The organism is Pseudoalteromonas sp. S2893, assembly GCF_005887105.1.
Classification (GTDB): Bacteria; Pseudomonadota; Gammaproteobacteria; order Enterobacterales; family Alteromonadaceae; genus Pseudoalteromonas; species Pseudoalteromonas atlantica.
In genome coordinates this window covers 16327-29846 of record NZ_PNCY01000048.1, presented here as the reverse complement: position 1 = coordinate 29846, position 13520 = coordinate 16327, and the positions used below count along the sequence as shown (strand labels likewise).

10 protein-coding genes are annotated in these 13520 nt (G+C 42.7%); 7 read left to right on the top strand and 3 right to left on the bottom strand.

What is annotated here, in order from left to right; translation table 11 throughout:
* A partial coding sequence (locus tag CWC04_RS17495; protein ID WP_171038596.1) for an Ig-like domain-containing protein occupies positions 1-6768 on the top strand: 6768 nt, incomplete at its 5' end.
* Between the two features lie 157 nt (positions 6769-6925).
* On the opposite strand, the gene flgN is transcribed toward CWC04_RS17495, so the two are convergent.
* The 3 genes from flgN to flgA form a co-directional block, all read right to left on the bottom strand.
* Positions 6926-7357 carry a flagellar protein FlgN gene (gene flgN, locus CWC04_RS17490; protein WP_054982970.1) on the bottom strand — a complete coding sequence of 144 codons (432 nt, stop codon included), beginning with the start codon at positions 7355-7357 and terminating at the stop codon, positions 6926-6928.
* Complete coding sequence (gene flgM / locus CWC04_RS17485; RefSeq protein WP_138686024.1) at positions 7350-7673, bottom strand: flagellar biosynthesis anti-sigma factor FlgM; 324 nt, start codon at positions 7671-7673, stop codon at positions 7350-7352. Before flgM ends, flgN begins: the two co-directional genes overlap by 8 nt.
* A gap of 76 nt (positions 7674-7749) precedes the next feature.
* On the bottom strand, positions 7750-8457 hold the full coding sequence (gene flgA / locus CWC04_RS17480) for a flagellar basal body P-ring formation chaperone FlgA (RefSeq protein WP_138686023.1): 708 nt from the start codon (positions 8455-8457) through the stop codon (positions 7750-7752).
* A gap of 140 nt (positions 8458-8597) precedes the next feature.
* Here flgA and CWC04_RS17475 point away from each other — a divergent pair, with 140 nt between their 5' ends.
* The 6 genes from CWC04_RS17475 (at position 8598) to flgE (ending at position 13495) form a co-directional block, all read left to right on the top strand.
* Entirely contained in the window at positions 8598-9530 is a 933-nt protein-coding gene (locus CWC04_RS17475) for a chemotaxis protein CheV (RefSeq protein WP_004588013.1), read from the top strand.
* A gap of 21 nt (positions 9531-9551) precedes the next feature.
* Positions 9552-10382, top strand: coding sequence for a CheR family methyltransferase (locus CWC04_RS17470; RefSeq protein WP_004588014.1), 831 nt, complete (start codon positions 9552-9554; stop codon positions 10380-10382).
* Positions 10383-10526: 144 nt separating this feature from the next.
* Positions 10527-10934, top strand: coding sequence for a flagellar basal body rod protein FlgB (gene flgB / locus CWC04_RS17465; protein WP_004588015.1), 408 nt, complete (start codon positions 10527-10529; stop codon positions 10932-10934).
* A 5-nt stretch (positions 10935-10939) separates the two neighbouring features.
* Positions 10940-11371, top strand: coding sequence for a flagellar basal body rod protein FlgC (gene flgC, locus CWC04_RS17460; protein WP_004588016.1), 432 nt, complete (start codon positions 10940-10942; stop codon positions 11369-11371).
* A gap of 13 nt (positions 11372-11384) precedes the next feature.
* The gene (locus CWC04_RS17455; RefSeq protein WP_004588017.1) at positions 11385-12065 is read left to right on the top strand and encodes a flagellar hook assembly protein FlgD; all 681 of its coding nucleotides are present in this window, start codon (positions 11385-11387) and stop codon (positions 12063-12065) included.
* A gap of 59 nt (positions 12066-12124) precedes the next feature.
* Positions 12125-13495, top strand: a complete 1371-nt coding sequence (gene flgE / locus CWC04_RS17450) for a flagellar hook protein FlgE (RefSeq protein ID WP_138686022.1) — start codon at positions 12125-12127, stop codon at positions 13493-13495.
* The last annotated feature ends 25 nt before the right edge of the window (positions 13496-13520 follow it).

Here is a 13520-nt window from a genome sequence, read left to right as displayed (position 1 = left end):
CACATATATTGGACAAGTGATGCAGCCGATGGCACCACCATTAGCCTAACGTTTGTAGACAGTTCAGGCGCTGAAACCACCACAACCACCACAGTAACCGGTGGCGTATGGAGCGTTGCTGCGCCGAGTGAATTAGCTGAAGGTGAGTACACAGTGACCGCCGAGGTAGACGATGGTCTGGGTAATATCGGCAGCGCGAGCGAAACCGGTGAGATTGATTTAACCCCACCGAGCCTTGTTATTACAGATAACGGCGTTAGCAACGACACAACACCGACGATCTCCGGCACAAGTGATGCGCCACAAGGCAGTGAAGTGACAATTATTGTGACAGACAACGCCGGCGCACAGCAAACCATTACCGCCACAGTGGGCGCAAGTGGTACATGGTCAGTCCCTGTTACAACAGCCCTTGCTGAGGGCAGTTATACCGTAAGTGCAAGCGTAAGCGATACAGCGGGTAACTCAGCGACCGCCACAGGCGCAGGGGAGGTTGATACCATTGCGCCAACGCTTGATTTAACCAGCCCAGGTTCAAGTAACGATGTTACACCGACTCTAAGCGGCACCAGTGATGCACTAGAAGGCACCGTGATCACCTTTACGGTTATCGATGATTTAGGAGCCCAGCAAACCTTTACCACTACCGTGGATGCGAGCGGCAACTTCTCAGTGGAAGTACCGACGGCACTTGCAGAAGGGCCTTACAGCATTGAGGCCAGCATTAGCGATGACGCAGGTAACAGCACTGATATCTCTGGCAGCGGTAACATCGATACCACCGCGCCAAGTGTGAGTGTGGATGCACCAGCGCTCACCAATGACAGCACACCAACAGTTACGGGCACCAGTGATGCACCAAACAGCACCGTCACGGTAACCTTTACCGATGCAGCCAATGCCTTACAAACTATTGATGTACAAACCGATGCCAATGGTAACTGGAGTGCCACCCCAGCGACTGATTTAGCCGAAGGTAACTACAGTGTTAGCGCCAGCATTACCGATGCGGCGGGCAACACCGGCACAGGCAGTGATACGGGCGAGGTGGATGTGACCCCACCGACCTTAGAGATCATTCCTTCGTTCTTGTTGGGGAATTTAGTCTCTCTTTCAGGGGATTCTGATTTACCAGAAGGGTCAGTGATCACAATTACCGAGTATCTTGTTGGCGGTGCTGTAGGCGCTACCTACACTGCTACCACGAACGCTGATGGCACATGGGGACTTGCCAACATAACAGTACCTCTGCTTAGTCTTGCGTATGTTACTGCAACTGCAAGTGATGCAGCCGGCAATGTTGCGAGCGTCAACTCACTTAATTTTGATAATGAAGCACCTGCGCTTACTGTTACTGTAGATGCATTATCGAATGATGCAACGCCTGTGATTTCTGGTGTTACTGATATGGTTCAAGGAACCGAGGTAGAACTAACCGTTGTAGATAGTGCAGGTCAAAGCCAGCAGTTTACGGCCATAGTTCAAGCTAATGGAAGTTGGTCTGTTGAAGTGCCAACCGAGTTAGCACAAGGGCAGTACACTGTTACCGCAGAGGTAAGAGACGATGTGGGTAATTTAACCACTGAGCAAGCACAAGGTGAAATAGACAGCATAGCACCTACTCTTAGCGTTAATCCTATCGACACTACAGCAGATACAACGCCAACCCTATCAGGCACCAGTGATGCCATAGGTGCTGATGTAATAATTAGCATTGATGGCCAAACCTTTTTTGCGGTAGTAGATGCTGATGGAAATTGGCAGGTAGAGGTACCAACTGCACTTACCGATGGTAACTATACGGCGCAAATTAATGTTGCTGACGACGCCAATAATATCACTAACACAACAATCGACTTAACAATTGATACTCAGATACCAATAGTCGCATTGGACGACATAACCGTATTTAACACAGATACGCCAGTTATTAGTGGTACATCTGGTGAACCTACTGGAACAAATGTAGATATTGTTATTACAGATAGTAATGGTGATACGCATACGTTAGCTGCTACGGTTGATGTAAATGGTAATTGGCAAACAACAGCGCCTAATTTACCTGAAGGAAATTACAGTGTTGTTGTTAGTATTACCGACGATGCTAATAATACAGGTTCAGCGACTGGAACAGGGCTTGTTGATACTCAAGCACCAACCATTACCATTGACGCATTAGGTACAATTAATAGCAGCACGCCTACTATTTCAGGTACATCTAATGAGGTTGAAGGTACTACAATTAATGTCACAATTACTGATGGTGATAGCACTGATACCTACGCAACGACTGTGGGAGCAGGCGGGGCTTGGAGTGTTGATGTAACCACGCCATTAACTGATGGACAAGTGACAGTTTCAGCAAGCATTACTGATACTGCAGGTAACAGTAGTGAAGCAAATGCTACTGCCACGCTTAATACTAATGCACCTACCATTAATATAAACACTATTGTTGATACAAACGATCAAACACCTACGCTTTCTGGGTCGAGTAGTGCTGCAAATGGTACGCTAGTTACGGTTACAATTACCGATATTAATAATGTCTCGCACACGGTTACAACAACTGTAACTGATAATACATGGAGTGTAGATGCGACAAATATCCTTCCTGAGGGCACGTTTACTGTTTCAGCCAATGTGACTGAAGGTGGCTTAACCAGCAGTGCAACAGATACAGGGCTGATAGATTTAACAGCCCCAGAATTGAATATTACACCGCTACTAACGAGTAATGATACAACGCCTACAATTTCAGGTACAAGTACAGCCCCACAAGGCGCCATAGTCGCTATTTTGATTACAGATAGCTTAGGCGCAGAGCAAACAGTTAATGCCACAGTAGGTGCAAATGGCACATGGTCAGTTGCAGCTCCTTTATCGCTTAGCGAAGGCACATATACTGTTACTGCATCAACAAGTGATACCGCGGGGAACCCTGTAAATACTAGCACTACCGGTGTTGTTGATATAACCGCACCAGTGGTTAGCATTAACGATATTGTAGGTAGTACAGATTTAACACCTAGCGTTTCTGGAAGTGTAACAGGTGCAGCCGTAGGAGATGTGGTTGCTGTGGTATTTACCGACTTCCAAGGAAATGCGCATACTGTCAATACAACGGTGCAAGCCGGTGGAACTTGGTCAGTAGAGGCAAGCAATAGTCTTTCGCAAGGGGCATATTCAGTAGAAGTATTTATTACTGATAATGCCGGAAATACAGGCAGCAATATCACTAACGCTAATATAGATACAATTGCGCCAGAAATTAGTATTGATCAAAGTTCATTAATACTTACCCAAGACAGCACGCCATTAATTAGTGGCACATCAAACGAGCCCAATACAAACGTTTTCGTTACGTTTACTGACTCAGCTGGCGCATCGCATCAAATTACCGTACAAACGGATGCTAATGGGGACTGGCAAGCCGCTGCAGACAACGTATTAGCAGAAGGTGTTTACAGTGTTTCGGCAACGATTACTGATAGCGCAGGAAATACCTCTGTTGATAGTAAAACAGGTGGCGAAGTAGATACAGTTGGGCCAGAGCTTACTATTGTGCCTTCGTTCGTATTAGGACAGCTAGTATCTTTATCTGGTACTTCCGATTTAGGTGAAGGTAAAACAGTCACCGTTAATTTAGAACTAGCAGGTGATTTGGCTAACTTAACTTACGATGTAACCACCGATGCCAATGGTGATTGGGAGTTATTAGGCCTAGCGGTTAATATTATTGGCTTATCAGTTGTTGAAGCCTCCGCAACTGATGAAGCGGGTAACACCACCACTATAACGACGGCAGATGTAGATGCTTCAACGCCGTTACTTAATGCGGTGGTTGACTTTGTAGCTGGCGAGGGTGATTTACCAGTAATTAGCGGTACGACCGACCAAGCCCCAGGCAGCGAAGTGCTAGTTAGAGTGGTAGATAGCGATAACATAGCACAAGATTTGGTTGCTATAGTGCAGGCAGATAATTCATGGATTGTACAGGTTCCTCAATCACTTGCTGAGGGCGTGTTTACTGTAACTGTAAATGTATTAAGTGAAGTCGGGATCACAGCTACACAGCTGCTAAGTAGTGTAGTAGATACCATCTCGCCAACGCTTAATTTGCAAGTGATTGGTACAACGTCAGATTCTACTCCAATTATTCAAGGGACCAGTGATTTAATTAATGGAGTGGTAGAGATTCAGCTGGACGGAGGTTCAGTACTAACAACAACAGTGAATGCAGCAGGGCTATTTTCACTGGAGGTTGATGCGCTGACTGAAGGGCAGCATGTTGCCAACGTGAGTATCACTGATGATGCCGGCAATGTAGTAACACAAACGCTCGAGTTTGTTGTTGATACGTTAGTGCCTGTGGTAGATATTTTACCGTTGAGCATCAGCAATACTGACATTCTAACTATTTCTGGTACTTCAGAGGAGGCTCCGGGCACAGACATTGATGTAACTGTGATAGATAGTAACGGCAACGCAACAGTATTTGATGCCCTTGTTGGTAGCGATGGCACGTGGTCATTAGTAACCACTAGCCTACCTGATGGTATATATAGTGTATTCGCAAGTATTACTGATGCTGCGGGTAATGTAGGCCAGTCTGCTACTGAGCAAGTGACGATTGATACCATACCGCCATCGTTAGAAATAGACGCCTTTGGTGTACTTAATACATTAACGCCTACTATTACTGGCACCAGTGACGAAGAAACCGGTAGCTTAATCACGGTTAATATTACCGACTCCACAAACACACTTTATGAAGTTACTACAACAGTATTAGGAGATGGCACGTGGCTTGTTGTTGCACCTTTACTTGCTGAGGGCGATTTAACCGTCGAGGCTACTAGTATTGATAACGCAGGCAATATAGCAACGGTGACGAAAACGGGCGTTGTGAGCACCACTTTACCGAGTCTATTAATTAACCCAATAATAGATACAAGCGATACAACCCCTACTATTAGTGGTACTACCGATGTAATAAACGGTAATGTAGAAGTGGTTATTACAGATAGCAGTGGTAATGCAACAACCTATAACACTCAAGCTATTGCTGGTGTATGGACATTAATACCGACCACTCCATTAGCTGAAGGTGCATTTACGGTTGATGCAACAGTCGAAAACTTAAACCTTACAAGCTCTACAAGTCTTAATGGCATAGTTGACTTAACTCCGCCTACAATTGAAATTAATGAACTTGCAGTTACGAATAACTCACTGCCAACCATCTCAGGTACAAGTGATGCTCCGGCAGGTACAACCATAAGCGTAGTACTTACTGATGCTAATAGTGATTCGCAAACATTAACTGCGCAAGTGGCAGGTAACGGAACTTGGTCAGTCACAGCTGTTACGCCGCTTAGTGAAGGCAGTTTTAGTGCTACTGCAACAGTGAGTGATGCTGCAGGAAACTCATCAAGCGATACCATGGTTTCAAGTACTGATTACACAGCACCTATTGTATTTATAGACCCTATTGCAGTAGGCCAAGATACCACACCGACTATTACAGGCTCGGTAACCGGAAGTTTTGCTGGAGCTGCAGTTATGGTGATGTTTACTGACGCACTAGGTGAAACACACAATGTTTCAACAACAGTAAACACAGATGGGTCGTGGAGTGTTACAGCTTCGCAGCCTCTTAGTGAAGGGAATTACAGCGTTGATGTAAGCGTACTTGATAACGCAGGTAATATTGGCGAGCAATCTATAATCAGCATAGTTGATTCAGGCATAGTAATTAACTCTGGTTTAGAATTAACAGCCGATAGCACACCTAAGATCACCGGTACCGCAGGAGCAAATGAAGATATTACTGTAAGCTTTATAGATGAAAGCGGTACTGTTGTAACCAAGGATACAACAGCGGGTGAGACAGGTGTATGGAGCGTATCACCAGACAATGCTTTACTCGATGGAGCATACACTGTAACGGCTACCGCTACTGATGAATCAGGAAATATTACTTCAAGTGGAAGCTTATCTGGGTTAGTGATTGACTCAACGCCGGTAGACTTCGAAGTGTCTAACTATTACTGGGGCTTACTAGGAATAGGTTTAACTGCAGAAGGCACAGTAGAAGAAGGAAATAGTGTATATGTTGTAGGAGCAAACTTACTTGGCCTTGAGGTGTTAAACCTAAACTTAAATGTGCTAGAAAGCGCTATGGAAATTCAACCTGATGAGAATGGAAATTGGAGTTCATTATTATCAGTTCTTGATTTAGGTTCTTGGTCTGATTATCGCTTTATCACAGTTGATGAAGCCGGTAATTATTTAATTAAGGATATTAATGACAATATTATTGACCAAGGAAACGACCCACAACTTGCTAGCGCAGGAAGCAGTGCAAGTGCCACCGATACAACATTTGGCTTAGAAGGAGCCGCTGAGCCGTTTAGTGAAGAAGCAGCATTAGGCGCTACTATGCCAAATGAAGCAGTAACCAGCGATGCTTTAGGAGAAACGGTTAATTTAAGTAATGTAAGTGCTTTATCGAGTACAGAGCAAACGGTGTCAATGAGCTCTACAGAGCCCCTTAATATCAATGATGTAATTATTGACCAAGACACCGAGCAACTCGTTGCTCTTAATACTTTGATTGACGATGAAGGCTCTGCAATCGCTTATAGCCCAGCACAAAGTGGCGGAAGTACCGATGAAGCTGCGCCAGCAGTTGATGTTCAAAATCAATCAGAGGAAATGATTAAACACTTAATTGAAAATGGTAATAATCAAACAGATATTTAAATCAGTAACCCACTTCAGTTAAATAACTGAAGTGGGTTTCTAAAACTCACTTAATCAAAAGTGTGGTTATTATTTTGTGCTAAGTAGTAAACCTAAAAAAGCCCTTATTGAGACTTCAATAAGGGCTTTTTTAATTAATTAGGATAGATAAAAGCAGTTAAGCTTTTAGGTTACGAACCAGCTTGCTGTCGGTATTAACTACACTACCGCCTTGGTCGTAAGTCATACTGGTTGGGGCGCCAATTAAAATATCTTTTAATTGTTTTACACTTAAGTGTGCTTGGCGGGCAGCATGTGAGTTTACTTTATTTTGTTTTTGGCACTGCGCTAACTGCGCTTTAACTTGCGCTACTCGTTCAGTCACTTCAGGGGCATTTTCATCATTTGCAGCAAAAAGTTTATTCAACTCTTTATCGAGCTGCGTAAGCTTAGTTAAAAAAGACATTTTTTGTTGGGCAAGTTCTTTTAAACCTTCACCTCTGCGAGAGGCAATAATACTAAGCTCTTCGTTTAATAACGCATATAATGAATCCAAGCATTTAACTTGTTCATTTAATTTAACGCTAATTAAACTATTGTGATCAGCCATATACGTTAAACTCAAAATCAGCTAAGTTTTTAGTCAGCTTTTCAGCATCAATTTGGTATTTACCTTCGGTAATCGCTTTTTTAAGCTCAGCGACCTTTTCACTATCAAAGCCAGATGATTGCTGTGCTTTATCTTGCAGTGTTTTTAACTGCTGTGCTTGTGGCGTCAGGCTCACTGAATCGCTCGCCGCTTTAGGCGAAGGAGCCTGTGTTGTTTGTGTACTTGCAGCGTTATCTTTTTTAATATCAACTTGTTGCTGTTTAGCGTTTGTAAGCGCATTAGCTTGTTGATTACTGCCATTAACTTGATTAACCATAATAATAAACCTGTATATTACCCAACTTATGCCAAGTTATCGGCATATACATAGGATACTTTAGTATAAATCGAAATTAAATATTTACTTGCACAGACTCTACACCATCTACACGTGCATTCAAAATTTTACCGGATTTTTTATTCTTGATCTGTACTTGCTCACCAAGGGTGCCATCTTCAAGTGCTATCCCCGTAGTTTTTATTCTAAGTCCTTTAATACTCGCATAAATATTAACAGCGTCGCCTTTGCAAACCATACAAATTTGGTTAAGCAAAACCGGCATACCGCTTCTTATATTTCGCTTACTGCGGCTGCCAATAAGCATTAAAGGATCATCTAAATATTGTACCCTAATAAACTGCGAAGGCTTCATTTGTACGCTTAAATGAGACTTAGTAATAACTTCACCACGGGCTAGATTTGCCGTGGCAACCACAACGGGCGCCATTTTAACTATTCTTACATGGACATATTGAGTCCAGTTTTGCGCATCGTTACATTTTATTTGTACAGTCACCTGGCGTGTAAATGGCGGCTCATTTGGCACGACTAATTCTGGCTCGTTTTCGCATACTCTATCAGGAATGCGGCTATCGAGGGCAAGGGCGGTAATCTCCACATTTTTTTCAAGTGGCACGGTAACTTGCTCTGCAATATGAGAAATTGCTATTTCTTGTAATAAATCTTTACTAAACACTTTTGCATGCAAAGGTGTTGCTAAGCAGAGGCTAGCAAGAAAATAAAAAACACTGTATCTTCTGACTTTTTTTAACAAACTCATAATGTTTCGACTATGCTTATGGTTTCAAACAGGGTATAAATATTTTGCGTCAAAAAGTAGACGCTCCCGCGATGTTATGTAGCTTTATAAACAGAAAGCAATTATCGTTCCGCATTATTTGTTTTCTTTAGGAGATTTGAATGGCAGGCATTTTAGACTCAGTAAACCAACGCACCCAGTTGGTTGGGCAGAACCGCCTAGAATTACTATTATTTAAGCTCAGAGGGCGTCAGCGTTTTGGGATCAATGTATTTAAAGTAAGAGAAGTACTGCAATGTCCTCCTTTAACGAGTATGCCTAAATCAAATGCATACATTCGGGGTGTGGCGCATATTCGTGGTCAAACTATTTCAGTTATCGACTTATCAATGGCCGTAGGCGGCCGCCCGATTGAAAATGTAAAAGACAGTTTCATTATAATTGCAGAATATAATCGTTCTGTGCAGGGCTTTTTAGTTGGCGGCGTTGAGCGAATTGTTAACATGAACTGGGAAAAAATAATGCCACCTCCGTCGGGAGCTGGGCGTTACTCTTATTTAACTGCCGTTACCGAGATTGAAAACGAATTGGTCGAAATTCTCGATGTAGAAAAAATCTTAAACGAAATTTGTCCAGTAAATACCGAGGTTAGTGCCGACCTTGCCGCCGATAGTGCAATACAAAAAGACTTAGGCGAGCGCATAGTATTTATTGCCGACGATTCAGCTGTTGCACGCAACCAAGTAAAAAGAGCACTTGAGCCACTTGGCGTGCAAACTGAGCTTGCAAAAAATGGTAAAGAGGCTTTAGTTAGGCTTAAAGAAATAGCCGAGCTTGATTGTAAAAATGATATTACTGAGCGTGTAGGTTTACTTATCTCTGATGTTGAAATGCCTGAAATGGACGGCTATACATTAACAGCAGAAATTAAAGCAGATCCAAAATTAGCGCCTCTACATGTTATTTTACACACTTCTTTGAGTGGGGTGTTTAATCAGGCGATGATCGAAAAAGTAGGCGCGGATGATTTTATAGCAAAATTTAACCCTGATGAATTGGCAACAGCAGTTAAAAAATGGGTTCATTGCGACTAAACAACAATAGGTGTTATTAATTTGAATAATAAAGATTTGCAGCAAAGTGACTACGATCAGTTTCGCTCATTTTTAGAGCAGCAATGTGGTATTGTGCTAGGCGAAAACAAGCAGTATTTAGTAAAAAGTAGGCTTGCGCCGCTTATGGCTCGTTTTAATGTTGAATCTTTATCACAATTAGTGAGTAAAACGCTTGGCCCTCATGAGCGGCAACTTAGAGCCGCTGTAGTTGATGCCATGACCACTAACGAAACCTTGTGGTTTAGGGATCAATATCCATTTGAGCTTTTAAAAAATAAATTGTTTCCAGAGTTTAAAGACGCCCGCCGGCCATTAAAAATTTGGTCAGCGGCCAGCTCTTCAGGCCAAGAACCATACTCTATTGCCATGTCTGTTGCTGAGTTTCAGGCCAAGCAACCGGGCGTGTTGCGTATGGGGGCTCAAATTATTGGTACTGATATTTCTAACACAATGCTCGATATGTGTAAAAACGCTGAATATGATGCGTTGGCATTAGCGCGAGGCCTATCAGCAGAGCGCCGTAAAAAGTACTTTATGGATAGCGGCAACGGTATGGCAAAAGTTGTCGACTCAGTTAGAAAACAGGTGAGCTTTAGACATTTAAACTTGCTTGATTCTTACGCCTTAATGGGGAAGTTTGATATTATTTTTTGCCGCAATGTCCTTATTTATTTTTCACCAGAGGTTAAAGCAAAAATAATTGGTCAGTTTGCCCAAGCACTAAACCCAAAAGGGTATTTATTTTTAGGTGCGTCGGAGTCGATGACGGGCTTAAGTAACGAGTTTGATATGGTTCGTTGTAACCCTGGAATCATCTACCAAAAAAAATAATCCTATCACTTTGTTATTAAAAAACGACGTTCTTAGCGTCGTTTTTTTATTTAATAACAACCCTCTATAAAAAAATAACGTAACTAAAAACTACTGGCTTATAAATTGCTTTAACTTAAGCAAGTCAATTTTTTGGAGAACGTTATGGCTATCAGTTTTGATAAAGCATTAGGTGTGCACCCGCATGCAATGTTGATCCGCTCACAGCGGGCAGAAGTACTTGCCACAAATATAGCGAATGCTGATACGCCTGGCTATAAAGCAAAAGATATCGACTTTGCCTCAGCATTAAAAGCGGCAAGGTCAACTCAGCAAAGCGGCAATAGCATGGTTACTACCAATGAAAAACACATTGCTGGCGGTACTCGAAGTGTAGGTGGTTCTGAATTATTTCGCAATCCAAATCAAGGAGATACAGGCGATGGTAACTCAGTTGATATACAGGTGGAACGAAACTTGTATACACAGAATGCGATGGAGTATCAGGCAAGCCTGCAATTTTTAAGTAGTAAATTTAAGGGCCTGAATAAAGCGCTCGGTAGTCAAGGATAATAATTATGAGTTTATATAACGTTTTTGATATTTCAGGCAGTGGTATGAGTGCACAAAATGTTCGCTTAAATACCACCGCGAGTAATATTTCGAATGCTAATACAATTAGTTCATCCCAAGACAAAACTTACCGAGCACGCCAACCTGTATTTGCTGCCGAGCTGACAAAAGCGTCTGCCTCAGCCAGCAACCCTCAGGGCTCCGCTGTTGGTGTTAAAGTGCTGGGAATTGTTGAGAGTAACAAACCACTACAAATTGAATATAACCCTAATCACCCAAGTGCGGATGAAAATGGCTATATCTATAAACCCAACGTTAATGTTGTTGAGGAGATGGCAAATATGATCTCTGCTTCTCGCTCTTATCAAACAAACGTGCAAGTTGCCGATGCAGCTAAGCAAATGTTAAGCAAAACGCTGTTACTTGGGCAGCGATAACCGAGGGTAGGTTATGAGTAACGATATTAGTACTAGTTCATCTTTTTTGGACTCTATAACTTGGCAAGAGACCCAAGTAGCGACAACCACTGAAGAGAGCGATGCATTAACGCAGGAAGATTTTTTCTCGTTGCTAACTCAGCAGCTATCGTATCAAGATCCGAGTAATCCGGCTGATAACGATCAGATGATTGCGCAAATGACTAATTTTACCATGGCGCAAGGCATCACAGATTTAAACACAAATTTTGAGTCACTTGCCTCGTCAATGACCTCAAACTCTGCCTTACAAGCATCAACACTGGTTGGTAAGCAAGCGCTTTTAGAATCTAATACGCTTGAGCTTGGCGAAAGCGGAGAGGCAAAAGGGTCTGCGGTTGCTGAAGAAGCCGTTGATAATTTAACAATTAAAGTCACAGATGCTTCTGGGCAACTGGTTAGAACTATCGATATGGGTTCGCAAGCAGCGGGTGCAGTGCGCTTTAGCTGGGATGGTAATAATGAATCCGGTGAGCGCCTACCAGAGGGCGAATACACTATTACTGCAGAGGGCAGTACCAACGGCGAGTTTTCAAGCTTACCGGTGGCAACATTCAAAAACATTGAAAGCGTTAATATCAATGGCTCTAGTGGCATTATTATTAACACTAAAGAGGGTGCGGTTAGGTTGACTGATGTCGCAGAGATCGCATAACCAATTAAAAAGTATTTCGCCTGCTAGCAGGCTATTAGATTCAAAGTTAGAGGTGAATTATGAGCTTTAATATCGCACTTACAGGCCTAGCTGCCGCTCAAAAAGACTTAGACGTAACAGCAAACAATATTGCTAATGTAAACACCACCGGTTTTAAAGAATCGCGTGCTGAATTTGCCGATGTATACGCTGCATCTGTTTTTAGTGCAGGTAAAACTAAAAACGGTGATGGTGTGCAAACAACCATGGTTGCACAGCAATTCCACCAAGGGTCACTGCAATTTACTAACAACTCGTTAGACTTAGCGATTACCGGCGAAGGGTATTTTGCAATGACCGATGATATTTCGTCGCAAGATTTAACCTACACTCGTGCAGGTGCATTTAAGCTAAACCAAGATAACTTTATGGTTGATGCCAAAGGTAATTATTTGCAAGCTTTTCCAGTAGACGAGTCATCAGGTGATACCACATCGGTTAGTTTAAGTACTACAAACCCGATTCAAATTCCTGACTCATCAGGTTCACCTCGCGCAACCGAAAACGTATTTTTATCGTTCAACTTAGATGCAACAGCTGATGCAACAGGCCTCGATTTTGATCCAACATCGAACGGTACCTATAATTCGTCAACGTCTACAACAGTTTACGACTCATTAGGTGAACCACATATTCTGCAATACTTTTTTGTAAAAGAAGAAGATGCAGCTGCAGGTGGAACAGACAATAGCTGGGAAGTATACGCTACGCTTGATGGTAAAGTGGTAGACGGTACATCTGGTGCAGAGCAAACAACTACACCATATACACCTATTACTACACTTGGTTTTGATTCTAGCGGTTTACCCGCCACAACAGATGGTGTAGCAAATACTAACACCACCACGTTTGATGAAATTAATTTACCGGCAGGTGCAGGTACTGGTTTATCGTCAATGCTTGATAACGGCGCAACATTCCCAAGTACAGGGATTGAGCTAAACTGGCGTGATGAAAACAACACAGCTGGCCGTATTCCAACTCAGTACTCAAGTGGCTTTGAAGTAAAAGCACTTGACCAAGATGGTTCTACAGTGGGTCGTTTAGCGGGTATTGATATTGGCACAGACGGTAAAATTGTTGCCTCATACAGCAATGGCGACTCAACCTATTTAGGCCAAGTTGCTATGGTTCGCTTTCCAAACTCTCAAGGCCTTTCGCAAGTAGGCGATACCAGCTGGAAGCAAAGTATAGACTCTGGTGAGCCAGTGGCCGGTGAAGCAGGCTCGGGTACTTTTGGTAGTATTAATTCATCCGCGCTTGAGCAATCTAATACCAACTTAACAAACGAATTAGTTGATTTGATTACCGCTCAACGTAACTACCAAGCGAACTCAAGAGCGCTTGAAGTTAACTCAACAATTCAGCAAAGTATTTTGCAGATTCGATAAGTTAACCTTATTTTTGGTTAAGATT

Bases quoted from the DNA above. Each gene is read 5' to 3' on its own strand.
- CWC04_RS17455 (WP_004588017.1), top strand. From the start codon at position 11,385: ATGAGTAACGATATTAGTACTAGTTCATCTTTTTTGGACTCTATAACT.
- CWC04_RS17475 (WP_004588013.1), top strand. From the start codon at position 8,598: ATGGCAGGCATTTTAGACTCAGTAAACCAACGCACCCAGTTGGTTGGG.
- flgM (WP_138686024.1), bottom strand. From the start codon at position 7,673: ATGGTTAATCAAGTTAATGGCAGTAATCAACAAGCTAATGCGCTTACA.
- flgN (WP_054982970.1), bottom strand. From the start codon at position 7,357: ATGGCTGATCACAATAGTTTAATTAGCGTTAAATTAAATGAACAAGTT.
- flgC (WP_004588016.1), top strand. From the start codon at position 10,940: ATGAGTTTATATAACGTTTTTGATATTTCAGGCAGTGGTATGAGTGCA.
- flgA (WP_138686023.1), bottom strand. From the start codon at position 8,457: ATGAGTTTGTTAAAAAAAGTCAGAAGATACAGTGTTTTTTATTTTCTT.
- flgE (WP_138686022.1), top strand. From the start codon at position 12,125: ATGAGCTTTAATATCGCACTTACAGGCCTAGCTGCCGCTCAAAAAGAC.
- flgB (WP_004588015.1), top strand. From the start codon at position 10,527: ATGGCTATCAGTTTTGATAAAGCATTAGGTGTGCACCCGCATGCAATG.